This is a genomic window from Rhodobacteraceae bacterium D3-12 (assembly GCA_025916135.1).
GTDB lineage: Bacteria > Pseudomonadota > Alphaproteobacteria > Rhodobacterales > Rhodobacteraceae > JAKGBX01.
Genome location: CP104793.1, coordinates 3,784,449 through 3,804,831 on the forward strand (window position 1 = coordinate 3,784,449; position 20,383 = coordinate 3,804,831).

A 20,383-nucleotide genomic window follows, 5' to 3' on the forward strand; every position below is an offset into this window, starting at 1 on the left:
CGCTTAATCTCCGGTGGCGACGGGCAGGGTTGGAAAAGCCCCCATTCAGACCAAGAGCCGTCATAGACCGCCCAGTCGCTTTTGCCAAAACGCTCCATCGCCAGCGCCAGAACACAGGCGGTCACGCCTGAACCGCAAGAGGCGATCGCCGGTTTGGAAAGGTCCATTCCCGCCGCTTCGAATATCGAGCGCAGCTCGGCCGGGTCTTTCATCGTCTTGTCTTCGTTCAACAAATTGACGAAAGGCACATTCTTTGAGCCGGGAATACGGCCTTGGCGCAGACCGGGCCAGATTTCATCTTCGGTGCCAGCAAAACGCCCGGCAGAGCGGGCATCGACGATCTGGTAATTTCCCAGTTTCGAGGCTGAGGATACCTGTGTGACGTCTTTGACCAAATGGTTCTGACGGCGCACGGTCATATGGCGGTCGCGGATCACTGGTGGCAGGTCTTCGGTTGTGCGATTTTCGGCCAGCCACTTGGGAAATCCACCGTCCAGAACGGCGATATTATCCTGCCCCATCAGGCGGAAAAGCCACCAGACACGCGCCGCGCTCATCAAGCCGTGGGTGTCATAGACGACGACCTGATGGCCATCGCCCACGCCCATCGCCCGCATGCGGGACATGAATTTTTCGACCGGCGGCGCCATATGCGGCAGCTCAGACCGGGCATCCGAGATCTCGTCAATGTCGAAGAATCGCGCGCCGGGAATATGGGCTGCGTCGTATTCGGCGCGCGCATCGCGCGGGTCGCCGGGCAAATAATATGTCGCGTCCAGAACCCTAAGGTCGGGGTCTTTCAGATGTGCCGCCAACCAATCGGTGGAAACAAGGGTTTTCGGATCATCAGCAGCCATGTGCGCCCCCTGGAAAAACTCTGTTCTCCCTAGCGCGGAGGCGCCAATTTCGCAAGGCCGGAGCGCGGTTTGTCGCGCCCCGGCATTGGTAAGAAAGGCAGATTTACTTCGCCATCATGTTCTTGACCACGCCGACAATGGCCAAAACCACGCCACCGCCAACACCGCCCGAGGCCACCTGCCCGACGATCGCGCCGATATCCATGCCACCGGCCATTTCGGTCGCGCCTGCTGCGGCTTCGGCCCCACCGGCGCCCAGCATCGACAGGATTTGGCCACCAATACCGCCACCAACAATGCCCGCGATCGAGTTCACGAGCACACTTTGGTTAAGGTTCTTGAGCAAACCACCAGCGGCGTTACCGCCGATTGCGCCCGAAATCAGGCTAATCAAAAATTCCATTGCGTTTCTCCAACGGGTCTAAACCAAAAGTGTTACCAAGGGCTGACCCATACGCCCCAGTCGCGGAGCAAGGTTAACAGATCGGTGATGCCGCCCTTCATGGGAGATTTGCGGCGCTATTCCCCGTGGCGCAGGAGGCGCTGTTTCTGGCGGCCCCAGTCACGCTTGGCATCGGTGGCGCGCTTGTCGTGCAGCTTCTTGCCCTTGGCGATACCGATCTTGATCTTGGCCTTACCGCGGTGATTGAAATAGAGCACCATCGGCACAAGGGTCATCCCCTTGCGCGCCGTGGCCTGCCACAAGCGGCTAAGTTCTTTCTTTGAAACCAGCAACTTGCGCTTGCGCCGTTCTTCGTGGCCGAAGGTCTTGGCCTGTTCGTAGGGGGCGATATAGCTGTTGACCAGCCACAGTTCGCCTTCGTCCACATGGGCATAGCTTTCGGCGATATTGGCATTGCCAAGGCGCATGGATTTGACCTCGGAGCCTTCGAGCATGATGCCGCATTCGAGGTCTTCCTCGATTGCGTAATCAAAGCGCGCGCGGCGGTTCTCGGCCACGACCTTGTAGTTGGGATTGTCAGGTTTCTTTGCCATAATCGGGGTTGATTACTCCTCTGGTAAGAAATCAGCAAGTATTGTGAACATGCCGATACGGCGAAAATCATCAGGGTGACTTCCGGCTGACCTCCGGCTGACATGCGTATGACATTCGCGCGGGTATGGATTAACCTTTGATTAAGTTAACGCAGCGTGCGGTGCTTGGGTTGTATTTGGTGGCTTTTACGAACAATACAAAGGAGTTTCGGGAAAAATCTGATAATCCTTTGTCGCGCGCGCGCGTATGACAGAGCGACACACAGGACGAAGCCAACCACTAGACGACAAAGCAGGACGACATAGATGAACCGTTACCCTCGCAACATGACCGGCCATGGCCAGAACCGCCCCAACCCGCAATGGCCGGGCAACGCGCGGGTGGCCGTGCAATTCGTGCTGAATTACGAAGAAGGCGGCGAGAATAGCGTGCTGCACGGTGATGCGGCCTCCGAGGCGTTCCTGTCGGATATTGCGGGCGCGGCGCAATGGCCGGGACAGCGCCATTGGAACATGGAATCGATCTACGACTATGGGGCGCGGGCCGGGTTCTGGCGCGTGCATCGGCTGTTTACCGAGGCCGGCATCCCGCTGACCATCTATGGTGTGGCCAGCGCGCTGGCGCGCAGCCCCGAACAGGTCGAGGCGATGCAGAGCGCCGGTTGGGAGATCGCCAGCCACGGGTTGAAGTGGGTCGAGCACAAGGACATGCCCGAGGCCGAGGAACGCGCCAGCATCCGCGAGGCGATCCGCCTGCACGAGGAAGTCACCGGCGCGCGCCCGCGCGGTTGGTATACCGGGCGATGCAGCGAGAACACCGTGCGACTGGTGGCTGAAGAGGGCGGGTTTGACTATATCTCGGACACATATGACGACGATCTGCCCCATTGGATCGAGGTGGGCGCGCGCGATCAGCTGATCATCCCCTATACGCTTGAGGCCAACGACATGCGCTTTGCCACCGCGCCGGGGTGGGTCACGGGCGAAGATTTCGGCAGCTATCTGCGCGATGCGTTCGACGCGCTCTACCACGAGGGCAAAGCGGGGCAACCGGCGATGATGAGCATCGGTTTGCATTGTCGCCTGATCGGGCGACCGGGCAAGATTGCCGCGCTGAAACGCTTTGTCGACTATATCCAGAGCTTTGACGATGTGTGGTGCCCGCGCCGGATTGAGATTGCCGAGCATTGGGCCAAGACCCACCCGCATCAGCGCCGCGAACGGCCAAGCGCGATGGAGAAGGCGCGATTTGTCGAGATGTTTGGCGGCGTGTTCGAGCATTCGCCGTGGATCGCAGAGCGGGCTTGGGCGCTTGAGCTTGGCCCCGCGCATGACAGCGCGGCAGGGGTGCATAGCGCCCTTGCGCGGATGTTTCGCAGCGCCAGCCGCGAGGAGCGGCTAGGCGTGTTGACGGCGCATCCCGATCTGGCCGGGAAGCTGGCGCAGGCCGGGCGGTTGACCGAGGAGAGCACGGCGGAACAGGCCGGTGCGGGGCTGGACATGCTGACCGATCAGGAACGCACACAGTTCACCGCGCTGAATGATGCCTATGTCGCCAAGCACGGCTTTCCCTTTATCATCGCGGTGCGCGACCATGACAAACCCGGCATCAAGGCCGCGTTTAAGCGGCGGATCGACAATGACACCGAGGCGGAGTTTGCCGAGGCCTGCAAACAGGTCGAGCGCATCGCGCGCTTGCGGCTGGAGGATATGCTGTGAGTGATGTGAGCTATGCGGTGCCGCCCGGCGGCCTGCCGGATCAGAGCCAGAACCCCGAAGGCACGGCCATCTTCACCGAGGCCTATGCGGTGATCCCTGCGGTGACGATGCGCGACATCGTAACCTCGTTCCTGCCGGGGTGGGAAAAGACGCGGGCGTGGATTTTGGCGCGGCCCCTGTCGGGGTTTGCCGAAACATTCGCGCAATACGCGGTGGAGGTCGCCCCCGGCGGCGGCAGCCACGCCCCCGAACCCGATGTCGAGGCGCAAGCGGCGCTGTTCATCACCCGCGGCACCGCGCGGCTGACCCTTGGGCGGGCCATCATCGAGCTGCGCGCCGGGCATATGGTGTATATCCCGCGCAGCGCGGTCTGGACGCTGTGGAATACCGGTGACGAGGTGCTGCATTTCCAATGGGTGCGCAAACGCTATGCCCCCCTGCCCGGTCAGCAACCGCCCGAGGCGCTGGTGGTGCATGAAAGCGAGGTGCGCCATTCGGCGATGCCCGATTGCGATGGCAAATGGGCGACGCAGCGGTTTTTCGACCCGCTCGATATCCGCTATGATTTCCACATGAATATCGTCACGTTCCAACCCGGCGGGCGCATTCCTTTTGCCGAAACTCATGTGATGGAACACGGGCTTTACGTGTTGCAGGGCACGGCGCGGTATCTTTTGAACAAGGATTGGGTCGAGGTCGGCCCCGGCGACTTCATGTGGCTGCGCGCCTTTTGCCCGCAGGCCTGTATCGCCACGGGCGACGCGCCGTTCCGCTATCTGCTCTATAAGGATGTGAACCGGCATCCGCTTTTGGGGCCGAGACCCCGGTGTCACCGGGCGGGGTGGCGTTGAATGGCTGAGATCGGGATCGCGCCGCTGACGTCTGCTGCCTTCGCCCCGTTTGGCGATGTGCTTGAGGTTGCGGGCGCGCCGGACAAGATTATCAACGCCGGATTTTGCGGGCGCTGGCATGACCGCGCCGCGTTGGATTTCGGCGCGGATGGCCGGGCCGGGATTTCGATATTCAACGCCGAGCCGCGGGCGCTGCCCTATACGCTTGATCTGTTGGAGCGCCACCCGGAGGGGAGCCAGGCGTTTTTGCCGATGCACGGGCACGAATGGCTTGTCATCGTGGCGCCGGATGCAGGCGGAAAACCGGGCAAACCGCTCGCTTTTCGGGCAAGCGGGGCGCAGGGGGTGAATTTCCATCGCGGCACATGGCACGGCGTGTTGACGCCTTTGCATACGCCGGGCCTGTTTGCTGTGGTGGACCGCATCGGGAGCACGCCGAACCTTGAGGAATACCGGCTTGATCCGCCTTATGTAGTTTTATCTTGACCAGCGCGACCCGCCGACAAGAGCGGGCGCGATCCCAACAAGGAGACAGTGATGACCGCACCCAACATTGGCAGCGCAGAGCAGCTGCGCGACCCTGATTACCTGCCACCTCTGGCGCAGGCGGTGCCATTGGGCATTCAACATGTGCTGGCGATGTTTGTGTCAAACGTGACGCCCGCCATCATCGTCGCCGGGGCGGCGGGGATCGGCTTTGGCTCGGACCAAGGGGCGCTCGGCTTTCCTGATATGAGCTATTTGATCCAGATGTCGATCCTGTTTGCGGGGATTGCCACGCTGATCCAGACCATCGGGATTGGCCCGGTGGGGGCGCGGTTGCCGATTGTGCAGGGGACATCGTTTGCCTTTGTGCCGATCATGATACCGGCGGTTGCGGGGCTTGGCACCGCCGGGTTGGGCGGGTTGATGACCGGCGTGGTTCTGGGCGGGCTGTTTCACTTTGTCCTTGGGTTTTTTGTCGGGCGCATCCGCTTTGCTTTGCCGCCTTTGGTGACCGGGTTGATCGTGCTGATGATCGGCTTGGCGCTGGTCAAGGTGGGCATTCAATATTCCGCCGGGGGCGTTTTGAAATACAACGCCGTGCATCTGCAATCCGCCGCGGGGGCGGCGCGGGTGCCGGTTGACTTGCCTGATCGGGCGGCGGGTTTTGCCAGCGCGTTCGGGACGATGCAATACTGGCTGCCGGCGCTTATTGTGGTGTTGGTCACGCTGCTTTTGAAATTCTTCGCTCGTGGTTTTATCTCGATCGCTTCGGTGTTTCTTGGGATTGTTGCGGGCTATGTCGTGGCCTTGGCCATGGGGCAGGTCAGCTTTGCCAATGTCGGCAATGCGCCGCTGTTTCAGGTGCCGATGCCGTTCAAATACGGCTGGAGCATTGATTGGGCGATTGTGATCGGCATGTGTTTCATGGCCGTGGTGTCGGTGATTGAAACGGTGGGTGATACCAACGGCATCACCAAGGGCGGCGCCGGGCGCGAGGCAACCGACGAGGAAGTCAGCGGCGCGACCTTTGCTGACGGGGTCGGCACGGCCATTGCCGGGGTGTTTGGCGGCTTGCCCAATACCTCGTTCAGCCAGAATGTCGGGCTGATTGCGATGACCGGCGTGATGAGCCGCCATGTGGTGAGCATTGGCGCACTGTTCCTGATCGTGGCCGGCTGCATGCCGGTGGTGGGCGCATTGATCCGCACCATGCCCGAACATGTGCTGGGCGGTGGTGTGATCGTGATGTTCGGCATGGTCGCCGCGTCAGGCATCAACATGCTGTCCGAGGTGAACTGGAACCGCCGCAACATGGTGATTTTCGCCACCTCGCTGTCGCTTGGCCTTGGTCTGCAACTGGTGCCTGAGGCGCTGCAACACCTGCCGCGCACGGCGCAGGTTTTGCTGACCTCGGGGCTGTTGCCTTCGGCGGGGCTGGCGATCGTGCTGAACCTGATCCTGCCCGAAAATCTGGGCGAGGATTAAGCGCTCGGACAGCGCGCGCTCGGCATCTAAATGATAGCCACCGGATCGCTTGCGATCCGGGTCGCGCCCGACCCCGCCCCCCAGGGCGGGCGCGACCCTAGCGTTGCGGCGGGAGGGCCACACCGGGCCGCTATCCCGCCGCAGGCCATTCACGGCGGCGCATCAAATGCGCTATGACACCCCTGCCCCGGACTTTTAACAACCATCCGGGTGACGGAGATTTTATGCTGGAGATTGCGGGAAACCGCTAGGCCCTCTCTCTTGGGGCCGAACACCACCAAGACCTGCTCACGCGTGACGCTGAGCCGGGGTCTTTATTTGTGTTCGCATAAAAACCGGAACTTCAAAGTGAACATTTCAAAGACAGAACAGCGGGTTCTGCACGTTTTGGCGCAGGGTGGAGCGATCCATTTTGAGCGCGCCAGCAACGGCAAAATCCGCGAAATCATCTGCTTTACCCGTGACGGTCACGTTCTGAGTGATTGTTCGGGTGAGGTTTTCAAACGGTTGCACCGGCGCCGGTTGATCCGCTCGCAATCCGGCAAACCCTATCGCATCACGCGCGAGGGGATTGTCGCGGTGCGGCCACAACTCGACAACCGTTAACCAATGAACACTGGAAAAAGACCAATGATACGAGACTACACAAACGACGACACGGATGGCTTGATCGACATCTGGTGGGAGGCGAATGCGCTGGCGCATCCGTTCCTGCCCGAGGCGTTCGTGGCGCAGGTGGCCTATGACATGCGCCATAGCTACCTGCCCAATGCCGAGACCTCGGTTTTGGAATTAGACGGCACGCCCATCGGCTTTATCGCCATGATCGGCACTGAGATTGGCGGGCTATTTCTTTTGCCTGCACATCACGGGCGGGGCCATGGCCGCGCTTTGGTCGATCATGTGGTGGCGCAAAAGGGGCCGCTGACGGTGGAGGTTTTTGCCGAAAACGCTGTGGGCCTGCCGTTTTATGAGCGGATGGGCTTTGCCAAAACGGGTGAGTATCTGCACGAGCCGTCCGGCGCGATGACGCTTCAAATGGCGATGCCCGGCGGTTAGGCCCGGAACGTGCAGCGCGGCGGCTTGGGCTTTCGCGCTGCACTGCCGCGCGCGGGGCTTATGCCCCTTTTTGCGGAAAGCCTCAGACGAAAATCGCCACGTTCTGACGCGCCGCGCCAAGCCGGTGACCCTTCAGATCGTGTAGCGCCATGTTTTGTAGGGAATAGCCGTGCTCGGCCTGTTCGCTGAACGACGACAGGCGCACCCAATCCAGCGTGTCGGGGATATGGGCAATGTCGAGCGACCAAGTGATCGTGCTGACCGGGCCGAAACGGTCAAAGCTGGCCATTGCGGCGGGAGGAAGCCCGTCACCGAGGCAGGCCATGGTGATGATCGGCGACAGCGCGCCGGGATCGCGCAGGCGCATCCAGACGGAAAAGGCGGGCGTTTCGGCGCCAGAGAGCAGATGCGCGCCGGTGGCGAGGCGCATGTCGAAATTCGACATGAAGTTGATCTGCGCGCTTTCGGGCATGAAGCGCGGGCAATCCTCAGGGGCGGGGACGTCTTCGTGGCTGAAATCATGGGCGAGAGCGCTGTCGCGCGCCTCTCCGAAAACCAGCGTCACGCGCACGGCGCTTTCCCCTTGGGAGCGGCAGTCAACCTCGACAAAGGCGGCCGAGCGCCCGCGCCGCAGCAGGGTCGGACGCAGATCAAGCGCGCCGCTTGCCGGGCGCATATAGGCGACCTGCATGGTGCGCAGCGGTGGCAGATCGGGAAACGCCCGCTGCGCCGCCGCAACGCTCAGCGCCGCCGTCAGCCCGCCGAATGTGGTGCGCCCTTGGGTCCAGTTGTCGGGCACGTCGCTGGCGAAGCCGCCATCAGTTTCGACCATATCGGCGAGTAGGGTGCTAAGCGGGATCATCGGGCCACCTTGGGGTTAATTCATGCTGTTTGCGGCATCAGATCACATTCCCGGCGGCGCTTGAATCGCTTTGCGAGGTGACGTGACGTTCAGGCTGCGGCAATTCAGCATGCAATTGCACACAATTTTTTGGCTTACCGCCGCTTCAAAGGCTGTTAAAAAGCAATCAGCCACCGTTTCCCGCGAAAGGACCTGCCAAATGGCCGCCATCACCGAAGAGCACCTGATTGAGAGCATTGCCGAGGGGCTTCAGTATATTTCCTATTACCACCCTGCCGATTTCGTTCAGGCGATGAGCGCGGCGTGGGAGCGTGAGGAGAACAAGGGCGCCAAGGACGCAATGGCGCAGATTTTGGTGAATTCGCGGATGTGCGCCATGGGCCGCCGCCCGATTTGTCAGGATACGGGCGCCGCGAACATTCACATCAAGGTGGGCGTGGAAGCGCCGCTCAAGCTGAAACGCTCGCTGCAAGAGATCGCCGACGAGGGCACGCGCCAAGGTTATCAGCGCGACACCAACCCGCTGCGCGCGAGCGTTGTGGTCGACCCGTTCGGGGCGCGCAAGAATTCGGGCGACAACACGCCCTGTATGCTGACGGTTGAAATGGTCGCCGGTGACACGGTCGAGGTCGAAGTCGCGGCCAAAGGGGGCGGCTCGGAAAACAAGTCGAAGTTCACCACGCTGAACCCGTCGGGCAATGTGGCTGATTGGGTGGTTGAGACGGTCGAAACCCTTGGTGCGGGCTGGTGTCCGCCGGGGATTTTGGGCATCGGCGTTGGCGGCAATGCCGACAAGGTGATGGCGCTGGCCAAGCAGAGCCTGAGCGAGCCGATCAACATGGCCGAGATTTTGCGCCGTGGTCCCAAGGACCATATCGAAGAGCTGCGCGTCGAGATTTACGAGCGGGTCAATGCGCTGGGCATCGGGGCGCAGGGCTTGGGCGGTGTGACCACCGTTCTGGACGTGAAGGTGAACACATGGCCGACCCATGCGGCGTCCTTGCCGATTGGGTTGATCCCGAATTGCGCGGCGACGCGGCATGTGCATTTCACGCTTGATGGGTCCGGCCCGGCAGAATTCACGCCGCCGAACATGGATGACTACCCCGAGATCCTGCTGGATGCGGCGGGCGTGCAATCGCGCAAGCTCGACCTTGATAACCTGACGGATGAGGTGGTGGGTTCGCTGACCCCCGGTGAGACCTTGCTACTATCGGGCACGCTCTATACCGGGCGCGACGCGGCGCATAAGCGGATGATCGACATGCTCGACAAGGGCGAGACGTTGCCCGTCGATCTGCGCGGCAAGGCGATTTACTACGTGGGTCCGGTGGATGCCGTGGGCGACGAGGCGATTGGCCCGGCGGGACCGACGACATCGACCCGGATGGACAAGTTCACCGACCGGATTTTGGGTGATACCGGTCTGAAAGTGATGGTCGGCAAAGCCGAGCGCGGCGCGGCCGGATTGGAAGCGATTGCCAAGCATAAGGCGGCGTATCTGATCGCGGTGGGCGGGGCGGCTTACCTTGTGTCGAAAGCGATCAAAGCGGCCAAGCCGGTGGCGTTTGCCGACCTTGGTATGGAAGCGATTTACGAGCTTCAGGTGCAGGATATGCCGGTGACGGTTGCGGTAGATACCAGCGGCAATTCGATCCACAAGACCGGCCCGGCCGAGTGGAAGAAGAAGATCGCCGAGAAGGTGTGATGGCGCGTTGAGACCGCACGGAATCAAGGCCGCAGGCCGCCGTGCGATCGTCATGCTGGAAGCATGCCTTCGGCATGACCCGCCCCCGGGGCGGCGATTGGTTAGTGATGCGCGCGACAGCGATCTAGTTCGGAATTGGCCACCATAAAGTGCCCTGACGGACCGTCGGTTCGCCACCCCGCGGCTCGGCGACCGCACGGCTCTCGCGCAGCCCTAGGCCAACGCCCCCTGCAACGCGCCATACACGCCGGACCCCGCCGCCACCACGCCGGGCAGCAAGGGGCGCGCGTTGTTGAACACCAGTGGCGCGCCGCTGCGGTCCGAGACGGTTGCGCCAGCTTCTTCCAACAGCAAAGCCCCGGCGGCGATGTCCCATTCCCAACTGTCCCGCAGGGTCAGCATCGCGTCATAGCGCCCCTGCGCCACCAGCGCGAGGCGATAGGCCAGCGAGGGGCGGTAGACCCGTTCGAACTCCGGCGCGGCCCCGCCTTTCCAGAAGCGCGGCTCCATCAAGGGCCGGGCCGAGAGCACCGTTGCGCCGCGCAGATCGCGTCGCGTCGAGGCCTTGAGCGGCGCATCGTTCAGCGTGGCCCCCTGCCCCGCAGATGCCGCGAACAGCCGCTTTAGCATCGGCAGGTAGACCACCGCCGCCACCACGCGCCCGCGTTCGGCCACGGCCAGCGAATGCGCCCAAGTCTGCCCGCCTTCGATAAAATTGCGCGTGCCGTCGATGGGATCGACGATGAACACCCGCTCGGCGCCAAGCCGCGCCGCGCCGTCTTCGGTCTCTTCCGACAGCCAGCCATAGTCGGGCCGCGCCGCGCGCAACCGGTCTTCGAGCATGCGGTTCACGGCCAAGTCCGCCTCGGTCACCGGACCGGCATCATCGGGTTTGTGCTGGGTTGTATAGACGCCGCCAAAGTAGCCGCTGGCGATTTCACCAGCGCTCAGGGCCACATCGCGCAAGAGGGCGAGGTCGTTATGCTCCGGCAAGGGTGAGCCCTTCGACCAAGAGCGACGGCACCACGCGCGACAGCCAGCCGCGCGCATCATTGGCCGGCACAAGCCCGCGCAACATCGGGTTGAGGTTGCCCGCAATCGTGCATTCGTTCACCGCATAGGTGATCTCGCCGTTTTCGACCCAAAAGCCCGAAGCCCCGCGCGAATAATCACCCGTGTTGGGGTTGATCGTCGAACCGATCAGCGAGGTGACAAGCAGGCCCGTGCCCATGTCCTTGAGCAGGTCGTCGCGGCTGTGATCCCCGGCGTTAGCGCCACGCTGGACGCGCTGGGCGAGGGTGTTCCACCCGGCGAGCGGCTGGCGCTGGCGGTGCTCTCCATGCCGAGCTTGCGCCCGGTGGCAAGGTCAAGCGTCCAGCCCATGAGCATGCCATCCTCGACAATCGCACGGCGCTGCGTTGGCAGCCCTTCGGCGTCAAAAGGTCGTGACGAGGCCACACGCGGGCGCAGCGGGTCTTCGATCAGCGACAGCCCCTTGGGCAGCACCTGTTCGCCCAGACGCTCGCGCAGGAAGCTGGAGCCGCGCGCGACAGAGGCGCCATTCACCGCCGCCAGAAGATGCCCGATCAGCGAGCTGGAAATCCGCTCGTCAAACAGCACCGGATACGCGCCGGTCGGAGGTTTGCGCGCATCCAGCGCGGCAACGGCGCGTTCGCCTGCGGATTGGCCGATCTCTTGGGCGCTGCGCATATCGGCGGCGTAGATGCGGCTGTCGCCGTCATGGTCACGCTCCATCCCTGTGCCGGTGCCGGCAATGGCCACCGCATAGAGCGAATGCGAGCTGCGCCCATAGCCGCCGGAAAACCCGTTGGAGGCGGCAATATGCAGGCGCTGCGCGCTATAGCTGGCGCTGGCGGATTGCACCTGTGTCACGCCTGCGACGGCCTTGGCTGCGGCTTCGGCCTCAAGCGCGCTGTGTTGCAGGGTTTCGGGGTCGGGCTCTGTGCCCGCTTCGGACAGGTCAAGCGCGGCGATGTCCCAGTTTTGGGCCAGCTGGCCGGGCGTGGCGAGACCGATATAGGGGTCTTCGGGGGCTTCGCGTGCCATGGCGACAGCGCGTTCGGCCATGGTGCGGATCGCATCGGGCCGGTCGTCCGACGTGGACACCATCGCCTGTCGCTGACCCAGAAGAACGCGCAGCCCAAGATCGACCCCTTCGGCCCGCTCGGCATGTTCAAGCCGCCCGTCGCGCATATCAATCGAGATCGACCGGCCATCGACGACCATCACGTCGGCGGCCTCGGCCCCGGCCTTTTTGGCGGCATCAAGCAGCGCCTGGGACAGGGTTTCGGGCGATTGGGGCATGGGGCGTGTCCTTTGCAATGACTGCCAAGGAGGTAGACCGCCGAGGGGTGAGGTTCAAGGGTGCTCGTCCGCGTTGCGTGCAGGAAGGCAAGCCGGGACAGTCTAACCTCTGGCCCGGATTCAAGGCCGCAGGCCGCCGGGCTAGCGCCTGCCCGTCCCGGCGGGCTGGCGCTTTCGAGAGGTCAGCGCGCGCTTGAGGCGTGGAGTGACCTGGCTGGATAAACTGCCCGCCACCAAGGTTGGAAGCGCCACCCCACGGGCAGGCGCCAGCCCGGCTTCACGCTCAATTCAAACGCCGCCCCGGAGTGACCTCCGAAGCGGCGTATCGCTTAACGCAGGCGCTGGCCGTTGGCCGATACTTCGCCGGTTTTCTTGACGTCGATTTCGGTGGTCAGCACGTCTTCGCCTTCACCCGGCTTGGCGAACATGCCCATCATCATGCGCGCGCCCATGGTGTCTTGCTCGGTGATGAGCCCCATCGCCACCAGCTTGTCCATCAGCCCGTTCGCCCCTTTGAGCATGAACGCCGCCTGACCTTCGGGGGCTGGCATGCCGCCAAAGGTGGTCCAGTCGCTGTAGTCAAAGGTGAAATCGCCGGTCCCGGTCAGCTCGGCGCCGACACCTTTGATCATCAAGCTGTTCAACTTCACACGTTCGGCCGTGACAGGCAGGCCCGCAGGCTGTGCCCCGCCCATGATGGCGCGGATATCGAGGAAGTTGAACAACAGCTTGGTGTCGCCCGACACATCAAAGGCAATGGTCATCGGATCACGCGGCAAAGTCGCGGCCGGATCAAACATGCCCCAGAGCTGATCGCTGATCGACACGCCGTTCAGCGCCATCTTGATCGCGGCGGGCTGTGCCTCTTCGGATTTCATAAGAGGCAGCAAGATGCGGCCTCCCGCGCCTTCACCCGAGATCGAGATCGGCAGCGGCATTTCGGGCATCAACAGATCGGCTTTGAACGCGCCAGCGGTGCCACCATAATCCAACCCGGATTTATCCAGATTGACGGTGATGTCATAGTCGGCGGCGGTCGTGTCCTGAGTGCCAACCTGGCGACCATCAATGAACGTCCGCTGATACGAGGCGTTCTCGGCGATCTTGCTGGTCAGAACGAGTTTCAACCCGGCCTCAAGCTGTTTATCAAGGCCAAGCACATCAAGCCCCGCTTTCGGGAGCATGAAGGTCGAGGTGCCATCAATCCCTTTAGCCGCGCCGCCCGCTTCAATTTTCAGGTCGGCTGCGCCTTCCACGATGGTGGCGGTATAGTCGAGCTTATAGCTCTCCATTTTGGTGGTGTTGGTGACCGTCACCATCGCCTCGCCGATATTGGTGAGCGTGGTCATCGCCGTTGGACCCATGAGCATCTTGCCCGACACATCCTTCGCCGGTTCGCCATTGATGGTCAGCGCCCCCAAGGTCGCCTCGTAATTCGCGAAGCCCCAGACGGTTTTCACATTGTTCGGATCGCCCGACATGATCCCCGGCGCATCGTCACCGGTCATCTCGAGGACCATAGACATGCTGCCTTCGCCCTTGATGTCGCCGCCCATGGTGATTTGCGTTTTCGCCGGGAAGTGGACCTCGACCGTGCCGCCATCTGCTGGCACAAACCGCGGGCCGCTCATCGTCAGATAGGCATTGCCGGCGTCTTCGGGAAAGGCCACCGACAGGCGCATATCGCCGATCTGGAGCGCATCACCATCGCGGCTTTCGCTGGCGTCCATGGTCAGGCCAAGCGCCTGCACCTGGGCTTTCCAGGCCGACCAAGCGTCATCGACAGTGATATCGGCAAACGCCGGAGACGCGGCAAGCATGGAGCAAAGCGCGGTGGTTTGGAACAAACGGGTCATGGGGAGTCCTTGTTACTCGGATGTGAATTGGCGCAGAGACTAATTCGCCCGGCGCGAAAGCTAAAGAGACAGAATGAGGTAAGGCCCCGAATAGGCGCGGATTTTCGCGCAAGCTCTTGGCCGGGGTATTTGCGCCGCGTCAGGTATGGAACCGGACAGGCAACAGGACGGGCAAATGAACGGGCCACGAAAAAAGGCCGCGACGACTGCCGCGGCCTTTTGAAACTTGCGCAGAGCGATCAAGCGTTACTTGATGCGCTGCCCATTGGCGAGGATCTGACCATCGGGTTTGACCTCGATCTTGGAGGTCAGCACATCGTCACCCGCTGGCACGGCGAACATGCTCATCATCATGCGCGCGCCCATGACCTGATCTTGGGGCACAAGACCCATGGCCACTAGTTTGTCCGACAGCGCATTGGCACCCGACAGCTTGAGATCAAGCGCACCGTCGATGCCCTGCATCCCTTGGCTCATCAGCGCCTTTGCGAATTCGATCACAAAGCCGCCCTTGCCGGTCAGCGATGCGCCCGCGATGGTCACTTCGAGGTTGTTGAGGTCGATCTTCTCGATCTCGCCCGGCATGCCCATTTCGCCGCGCTCAACCTTTTCCATCTGCTTGGGGTCCATCAGGTCAAAGCCCAGCTTGGCCTTGCCCGACAGATCAAACGCCACGGTCGCCGGATCATGCGGCAGTTGCCCCTGCGGGTCGACCATGCCCCAAATCTGTTCCGACACCGAGAACTTGCCCAGCGTCACGCCAAGGGCGAAATCCTGTGCCGTGTCGGATTTCGAGACCGGCATCACCAGCTTGAAGCCGCCATTGGCCATCGACATATCAACCGGGAAGGGGAGTTCGCCGCCAGCCATGTTCATCTTCATATCTGTGGCGTTGCCGACATATTTGATCCCGTCCGAGGACATCGCCACTTCGAGCGCGCCGCTGCCGGTTTGCGACGAGGCTTTGACGTTGTCACGGCCATCGACGAATTCGAAATTCATGTTGCCGCCTTCGTAATTGAAGGCCCCGGCCACATTCATCCCGGCCTTGAGCATGGCATCCATGTTCTGAACGTCAAAACCGCCGGTGGGATAGGCGCCGCCGCCATTGAACATCAACTTGGCCATCACACCCTGAAACTTGATGAATTCCTTGGGGTTATCGGGGTTGGCAAAATCGACGTTATAGGTGACCGGCCCGGTGGTCATCATCTGGGTGATGTCGCGCAGGTTGCCAATTTTCATGGACGACGTGCCGCTGACATCCTTGATCGACATCTCGGCTGCATTCACCGGGATCTGCTGGCCATCGGCCATCAGGCTAACCAGCTTCATCGCAATTTCAGCCGCCGAATAGGTATAGGTCATGTCATTGGCCGACCCCGACACCACCATGTTGAACGCGGCAGTGTCGTAGTTAAGCTTGACCGTCACCGGGTCATCGCCGCGCGGCATGATGTCAACGGTCACAGGCATCGTCGCGGGCAGGCCAACGGCAACAGTGCCATCGCCGGCATCGGTAAAGTCGATCTTGGCAAAGGTGATGGCGACTGTGCCCTCACCTTCGGGCAATTCCATGCTCATCTTGACGTCAGAAACGCTCAAAGTGTTGCCATTGGTCGCCTCGGCGCCGCTCACGTCATAGCCGAAGCTGCCCATATAGGCTTTCCAGTCGCCCCAGACTTCCTGAGCGTTGACATCAGCGAACACCGAAGTCGTCGTCATCAATGTCGCAATGGCGGTCATCCCGCCCAATTTCTTCAAATTCTTCATACTAAGATCCTTCCAGACTAAATAGATAAGCATAATCTTGTGTCTTGCGGCCACAGAATCAAGTGTTCATGGCTCTGGACCACCGCTCGCCCCCAGTTTACCACAGGCTGAGCCGATGAGGGAGATGGTTATGACTGACTTGACAGGAAAAACAGTGTTGATAACCGGCGCAAGCCGCGGAATCGGCGAAGCGACCGCGCGGGAATTCGCCGCCAAAGGGGCCAATGTGGTGCTCGCGGCGCGCTCGAAAGAGGACATTGCGCGTATCGCCCAAGAGATCGGCAGCAGCGCCCGCGCCGTGGCCTGTGACGTCAGCAATTATGGCGATGTCGACCATGCCGTGGCCTTTGCTGTGCGCGAATTCGGCGGGCTTGATGTGCTGATCGGCAATGCCGGGGTGATCGAACCGATCTCGCTTCTGGCGGACTCCGACATCCAAGGCTGGGGCGAGGCGATCGATATCAACCTCAAAGGGGTTTACTATGGCATGCGCGCCGCGTTGCCGGTGATGCAGGCAGCGGGCGGTGGCACGATCATCACCATTTCCTCTGGTGCGGCCCATAATGCGCTCGAAGGTTGGAGCCACTATTGCAGCTCCAAGGCGGGCGCCGCGATGCTGACCATGTGTGCCCACAAGGAAGGCGCGCTGAAAGGCATCCGCGCGATGGGCCTGTCGCCGGGCACCGTGGCGACGCAAATGCAGCGCGACATCAAGGCCAGCGGCGTGAACCCGGTGGCCCAGCTTGACTGGGAAGATCACGTGCCACCGGAATGGCCGGCCAAATGCCTGCTTTGGATGTGCAGCAGCGACGCGGATGACTACCTCGGACAGGAAATCGCCCTGCGCGACGAAGAAATCCGCAAACGGATCGGTGTGGCATGATCGAGCTGACCAAGGACGACGGCCTCTGGACTGTCACGATCAACCGCCCGGACAAAGCCAACTCGTTGACCAGCGACATGCTGAGCGACCTCGCCGACATCGCCGAAGGCGCGGGCGCGGCACGGGCGCTGATCCTGACCGGTACGGGGCGTGTCTTTTCCGCCGGTGCCGACCTTGATGAAGCCCGCGCCGGCCTCGCCACCTCGCCCCTATGGGAGCGGCTCTCGGGCGCGATTGCTGGCCTGCCTTGCCTGACGATTGCCGCGCTCAACGGCACGCTTGCCGGGGGCGCGATGGGCATGGCGTTGGCCTGCGACATCCGCCTCGCGGTGCCGGGGGCAAAGTTTTTCTACCCGGTGATGAAGCTCGGCTTCCTGCCGCAACCCTCCGATCCGGGCCGCATGGCCGCGCTGATCGGCCCGTCGCGCAGCAAGCTTATCCTGATGGGTGGCCAAAAAATCACCGCCGACGAGGCGCTCGCCTTTGGCCTGATCGACCGCATCACCGAGCCAGACAGCCTTTTGCCCGCCGCCCGCGACATCGCCGCCGACACGCTCGCCGCGAAACCGGATATTGCCGCTGGCATTAAAGCTCTCTGCCAATAACGCCGCCGCCCCTTCATCTGACTGGAAATATCCCGGGGGTGTGGGGGGCTGGCCCCCCACTTGTCCTGTGGTGTGGTCGCACCAGAGGTGCGCAAGGGCCGTCGCTGGCCCCCCACCTCTGCCAATAGGGTCACGCCTAACCCGCGCACTCATGCGCTGTGGCAATCAACCAACCCGTTTCAAACCACCGTTTGAGCGACGTCACCCCGCCGCCTGTTCGGCCTCAAGCCGGGCAATGCCGTCGTGCTTGTGGGAATACATGGCCGCATCGGCCTGTTGGATCAACGCATCCGCGTCGGGGTAAATCTCTGTCCCGGCACCGGCGATGCCTATGCTGATACCGATCCGGCCCTGCAATCGCTCTTCGATGCGTTTCGACAAGCGGCTGCTCAGTTCAAAAGCGCGCTGCGGCGATGCGTCGGGCATCAAGATGCAAAACTCGTCCCCGCCATAGCGGAACGCCTCATCCTCGGCGCCAGCTGTGTCGCGTATCACCTCGCCCACTTCGCCCAAAACGGCGTCACCGGCGACATGACCGTCCCTGTCGTTAATTTGCTTAAATCCATCAAGATCGAGGAAAATCAAGGCCAGTCTTTTGTCCTCACGCTCGGCAGTTTCCAGCAACGCATCAAGACGGCTGAACAGGGTCCGGCGATTCGACAGCCCGGTCAGGTCATCAATATTGGCCAGCCGGTTGATCTCCCGCGTGCGTTCATCGACGAGCAATTCGAGCGATTCCGCATAAGTCACCAGATCGTTGCGGGCAAAATGCACCTCTTGCACCAGCCCCTGAACATAGGTGTCGAACACGAATTGCAGATCGAACATGAACAGCCGGTGCAGCGCCTGCTTGAGGGCTGGTTCCCCGTCCGGGCCGCCCACTTCGCGATAGATCAGCTCCTCAAGTTGCACCATGGAGGAAACATAGAATTTCGGGTCAACCCCGATCCGCGCGTGCACCTTGCCGATCCGCAGGCGGGAATTGACGTAATCAACGCCATAGTTGCCGCCAAACAATTCAAGCACATAGCCGCGCATCGCCCGCCGCAGACGTTTCAGCGTGTCAGCATCGCCAATAATCGCACGAATGCCGGAATTGCGCAGTTCCAGTTCATAGAACCGGTCAACAATCTGATCGACCGAGGCAGCTGCCTTGTAGCGATTAGCAAGCAGCACGCTCTCTTGCTCCTTTGCAATCCCCAAGAGCTGTTTACGGGAGCGGATTTCCGGCAAGGAAATCTTGAGCAACTGCGCGAGCGACTGCATAAATAATACCTCTGGCTAAGCTGCTCCGGCACGTTCGCTAGGGAGCATTATTATTTCCGCACGATTTTATTCTGAACGACTCTGCGCCCCCAGTCTTACGCCGGATGGATTTCGGAAAAATTAAGTTAGCCAGGGCAATTTTAACCGCATTTGCACCAAACTGTGCTGCACCCCGGCACAAGCGCCTTACCGACACCAAGCCGCAGCAGTCTTGCGCCGCGCGGCGCAATCGGCCAATCAGGGGTGGAATGTGCAGGTAAAGGGGTGTGCGGTATGGAAAATCCGCCAGAGTTCATCACACAGGCGCTGGCCTATGCGACGCAGGGGTGGGATTTGGCAAAGGGCTGGCTTTTGTCGCCGCCCGCGTGGTCGCAATTCGGGCTTCTGCTGCTGGCCTATTTTATCGCATTTGTGGTGGCACGGCGGTTGCGCCCGGTGCTGGCCAAGCTGCTCACCCCGCCCGAAGGCCAGGAAAATATCTTTGCCCAGGCACGGCGCTTTGTGCTGCAATTCCTGCCGTTGATCCTGCCGCTTCTGGCCTATGCGCTCACCGGGGTTGGCGAGGGGCTGACCCGGTCGCTTTTTGGCGAAGGGGCGGTGATCGCCTTTGGCAAGCGTATCTTCCTGTTCCTTGCGGCGCGCATTCTGGTCAAGGAGATCATCCGCGATCCGTTCCTCAAGATGCTGGGCCGCTATGTTCTGATCCCGGTCATGGCGCTTTACGCGGTTGGCCTGCTTGATCTGGTCACGGCCAAGCTGAGCGCGACGGTGATCCAACTTGGCAATATTTCCTTTTCGGTCATGTCGCTGGTGCGCGGGATCATTGCCGGGGCTTTGCTATTCTGGCTGGGCCGGTGGTCAAACGAGCAATCCACCGCCTTTATTCACAAACAGGCGGAAATGCCCCCCGCCACGCGGACCTTGGCCCAAAAGGCCGCCGAGATGGCGATTTTCGGCATCGCTTTCCTGTTGCTGATGAACATCATGGGCATCTCGCTTACCTCTCTCGCGGTGATTGGCGGCGCGGTGGGTGTTGGCATCGGGCTGGGTCTGCAACAGATCGCGTCGAACTTTATTTCCGGTGTGATCCTGCTTCTCGAAGGGCAGGCCACCGTTGGTGATTACGTCGAGCTGGATGGCGGCGAGGCTGGCCGTATCGTCAAGATGATGGCCCGCGCCACGATCCTTGAAACCTATGACGGGCGCTGGATCGTTGTGCCGAACGAGCATTTCATCACCACGCGGGTGATCAATTATTCCGATGCCGGGTCGGCCAACCGCTATGAAGCCCCTTTCTCGGTCAGCTATGACACCGATATCAACATCGTCCCCGCGATTATAGAAGAGGCGGTGGGCAAGCTGGATTTTGTGATTTCAGGTGGCGAGGACGGCCTGCTCGACCCCGATTGCGAGCTGCGCGCCTTTGGCGACAGCGGCGTGGAATTCGCGGTGGAATTCTGGGTCAACGGCATCGACGACGGCAAAAACAAATTCACGCCCAAGGTGCTGGTTGCGATCTGGAACGCGCTGAAAGAAAACGACATCGAGATCCCCTATCCGCATCGCGTGGTCGAGTTGAAGGGCGGATTTCCCGTGGCAGAGCCGGTCAAATCGTGAGGTCGGTCTTCCCTTTCGGCGCGCAAGAGCCATGC

Annotated in this window: 17 protein-coding genes and 2 pseudogenes; 10 read left to right on the forward strand and 9 right to left on the reverse strand. The window is 61.5% G+C overall.

The window, feature by feature from the left end:
• Window positions 1–3: 3 nt before the first annotated feature.
• From sseA to smpB, 3 genes and pseudogenes are all read right to left on the reverse strand, one after another.
• Window positions 4–857 (reverse strand): annotated as a pseudogene (gene sseA, locus N4R57_18675) (3-mercaptopyruvate sulfurtransferase).
• A 103-nt stretch (window positions 858–960) separates the two neighbouring features.
• Window positions 961–1,260 carry a hypothetical protein gene (locus tag N4R57_18680; protein ID UYV36971.1) on the reverse strand — a complete coding sequence of 100 codons (300 nt, stop codon included), beginning with the start codon at window positions 1,258–1,260 and terminating at the stop codon, window positions 961–963.
• 116 nt (window positions 1,261–1,376) lie between these two features.
• The gene (smpB, locus tag N4R57_18685; GenBank protein UYV36972.1) at window positions 1,377–1,853 is read right to left on the reverse strand and encodes an SsrA-binding protein SmpB; all 477 of its coding nucleotides are present in this window, start codon (window positions 1,851–1,853) and stop codon (window positions 1,377–1,379) included.
• 306 nt (window positions 1,854–2,159) lie between these two features.
• Here smpB and puuE point away from each other — a divergent pair, with 306 nt between their 5' ends.
• The 6 genes from puuE to N4R57_18715 all read left to right on the forward strand — a co-directional run bounded on the left by puuE (window position 2,160) and on the right by N4R57_18715 (window position 7,453).
• Window positions 2,160–3,572, forward strand: coding sequence for an allantoinase PuuE (puuE, locus tag N4R57_18690; GenBank protein ID UYV36973.1), 1,413 nt, complete (start codon window positions 2,160–2,162; stop codon window positions 3,570–3,572).
• A 5-nt stretch (window positions 3,573–3,577) separates the two neighbouring features.
• Entirely contained in the window at window positions 3,578–4,423 is an 846-nt protein-coding gene (locus tag N4R57_18695) for a bifunctional allantoicase/(S)-ureidoglycine aminohydrolase (GenBank protein ID UYV39619.1), read from the forward strand.
• Window positions 4,424–4,909, forward strand: a complete 486-nt coding sequence (locus N4R57_18700; GenBank protein ID UYV36974.1) for an ureidoglycolate lyase — start codon at window positions 4,424–4,426, stop codon at window positions 4,907–4,909.
• Window positions 4,910–4,960: 51 nt separating this feature from the next.
• Window positions 4,961–6,394 carry a purine permease gene (locus N4R57_18705; GenBank protein ID UYV36975.1) on the forward strand — a complete coding sequence of 478 codons (1,434 nt, stop codon included), beginning with the start codon at window positions 4,961–4,963 and terminating at the stop codon, window positions 6,392–6,394.
• A gap of 348 nt (window positions 6,395–6,742) precedes the next feature.
• Complete coding sequence (locus tag N4R57_18710; protein ID UYV36976.1) at window positions 6,743–7,000, forward strand: YjhX family toxin; 258 nt, start codon at window positions 6,743–6,745, stop codon at window positions 6,998–7,000.
• 24 nt (window positions 7,001–7,024) lie between these two features.
• A complete protein-coding gene (locus tag N4R57_18715; GenBank protein UYV36977.1) occupies window positions 7,025–7,453 on the forward strand; it encodes a GNAT family N-acetyltransferase in 429 nt (142 codons plus the stop codon).
• Window positions 7,454–7,535: 82 nt separating this feature from the next.
• Here N4R57_18715 and N4R57_18720 read toward each other — a convergent pair whose 3' ends face one another.
• Window positions 7,536–8,315 carry a thioesterase family protein gene (locus N4R57_18720; GenBank protein UYV36978.1) on the reverse strand — a complete coding sequence of 260 codons (780 nt, stop codon included), beginning with the start codon at window positions 8,313–8,315 and terminating at the stop codon, window positions 7,536–7,538.
• Between the two features lie 199 nt (window positions 8,316–8,514).
• Here N4R57_18720 and N4R57_18725 point away from each other — a divergent pair, with 199 nt between their 5' ends.
• Window positions 8,515–10,023, forward strand: coding sequence for a fumarate hydratase (locus tag N4R57_18725; protein ID UYV36979.1), 1,509 nt, complete (start codon window positions 8,515–8,517; stop codon window positions 10,021–10,023).
• Between the two features lie 213 nt (window positions 10,024–10,236).
• Here N4R57_18725 and N4R57_18730 read toward each other — a convergent pair whose 3' ends face one another.
• The 4 genes and pseudogenes from N4R57_18730 to N4R57_18745 all read right to left on the reverse strand — a co-directional run bounded on the left by N4R57_18730 (window position 10,237) and on the right by N4R57_18745 (window position 15,977).
• Window positions 10,237–11,016 carry a 3'(2'),5'-bisphosphate nucleotidase CysQ gene (locus N4R57_18730; protein ID UYV36980.1) on the reverse strand — a complete coding sequence of 260 codons (780 nt, stop codon included), beginning with the start codon at window positions 11,014–11,016 and terminating at the stop codon, window positions 10,237–10,239.
• A pseudogene (locus N4R57_18735) lies at window positions 11,003–12,348 on the reverse strand (TldD/PmbA family protein). Before N4R57_18735 ends, N4R57_18730 begins: the two are co-directional and overlap by 14 nt.
• Window positions 12,349–12,677: 329 nt before the next feature.
• Window positions 12,678–14,204, reverse strand: coding sequence for a DUF2125 domain-containing protein (locus N4R57_18740; GenBank protein ID UYV36981.1), 1,527 nt, complete (start codon window positions 14,202–14,204; stop codon window positions 12,678–12,680).
• A gap of 246 nt (window positions 14,205–14,450) precedes the next feature.
• Window positions 14,451–15,977 carry a DUF2125 domain-containing protein gene (locus tag N4R57_18745; protein ID UYV36982.1) on the reverse strand — a complete coding sequence of 509 codons (1,527 nt, stop codon included), beginning with the start codon at window positions 15,975–15,977 and terminating at the stop codon, window positions 14,451–14,453.
• 130 nt (window positions 15,978–16,107) lie between these two features.
• On the opposite strand from N4R57_18745, the gene N4R57_18750 reads away from it, so the two are divergent.
• On the forward strand, window positions 16,108–16,860 hold the full coding sequence (locus tag N4R57_18750; protein ID UYV36983.1) for an SDR family oxidoreductase: 753 nt from the start codon (window positions 16,108–16,110) through the stop codon (window positions 16,858–16,860).
• Window positions 16,857–17,465, forward strand: a complete 609-nt coding sequence (locus N4R57_18755; GenBank protein ID UYV36984.1) for an enoyl-CoA hydratase/isomerase family protein — start codon at window positions 16,857–16,859, stop codon at window positions 17,463–17,465. Before N4R57_18750 ends, N4R57_18755 begins: the two co-directional genes overlap by 4 nt.
• A 201-nt stretch (window positions 17,466–17,666) precedes the next feature.
• On the opposite strand, the gene N4R57_18760 is transcribed toward N4R57_18755, so the two are convergent.
• Window positions 17,667–18,731: a GGDEF domain-containing protein gene (locus N4R57_18760; GenBank protein ID UYV36985.1), complete on the reverse strand. Its 1,065-nt coding sequence runs from the start codon at window positions 18,729–18,731 to the stop codon at window positions 17,667–17,669.
• Window positions 18,732–19,004: 273 nt separating this feature from the next.
• Here N4R57_18760 and N4R57_18765 point away from each other — a divergent pair, with 273 nt between their 5' ends.
• A complete protein-coding gene (locus tag N4R57_18765; GenBank protein ID UYV36986.1) occupies window positions 19,005–20,348 on the forward strand; it encodes a mechanosensitive ion channel in 1,344 nt (447 codons plus the stop codon).
• Window positions 20,349–20,383: the final 35 nt, after the last annotated feature.

Bases quoted from the DNA above. Each gene is read 5' to 3' on its own strand.
- N4R57_18680 (UYV36971.1), bottom strand. From the start codon at position 1,260: ATGGAATTTTTGATTAGCCTGATTTCGGGCGCAATCGGCGGTAACGCC.
- smpB (UYV36972.1), bottom strand. From the start codon at position 1,853: ATGGCAAAGAAACCTGACAATCCCAACTACAAGGTCGTGGCCGAGAAC.
- puuE (UYV36973.1), top strand. From the start codon at position 2,160: ATGAACCGTTACCCTCGCAACATGACCGGCCATGGCCAGAACCGCCCC.
- N4R57_18700 (UYV36974.1), top strand. From the start codon at position 4,424: ATGGCTGAGATCGGGATCGCGCCGCTGACGTCTGCTGCCTTCGCCCCG.
- N4R57_18705 (UYV36975.1), top strand. From the start codon at position 4,961: ATGACCGCACCCAACATTGGCAGCGCAGAGCAGCTGCGCGACCCTGAT.
- N4R57_18715 (UYV36977.1), top strand. From the start codon at position 7,025: ATGATACGAGACTACACAAACGACGACACGGATGGCTTGATCGACATC.
- N4R57_18720 (UYV36978.1), bottom strand. From the start codon at position 8,315: ATGATCCCGCTTAGCACCCTACTCGCCGATATGGTCGAAACTGATGGC.
- N4R57_18725 (UYV36979.1), top strand. From the start codon at position 8,515: ATGGCCGCCATCACCGAAGAGCACCTGATTGAGAGCATTGCCGAGGGG.
- N4R57_18740 (UYV36981.1), bottom strand. From the start codon at position 14,204: ATGACCCGTTTGTTCCAAACCACCGCGCTTTGCTCCATGCTTGCCGCG.
- N4R57_18745 (UYV36982.1), bottom strand. From the start codon at position 15,977: ATGAAGAATTTGAAGAAATTGGGCGGGATGACCGCCATTGCGACATTG.
- N4R57_18750 (UYV36983.1), top strand. From the start codon at position 16,108: ATGACTGACTTGACAGGAAAAACAGTGTTGATAACCGGCGCAAGCCGC.
- N4R57_18755 (UYV36984.1), top strand. From the start codon at position 16,857: ATGATCGAGCTGACCAAGGACGACGGCCTCTGGACTGTCACGATCAAC.
- N4R57_18760 (UYV36985.1), bottom strand. From the start codon at position 18,731: ATGCAGTCGCTCGCGCAGTTGCTCAAGATTTCCTTGCCGGAAATCCGC.
- N4R57_18765 (UYV36986.1), top strand. From the start codon at position 19,005: ATGGAAAATCCGCCAGAGTTCATCACACAGGCGCTGGCCTATGCGACG.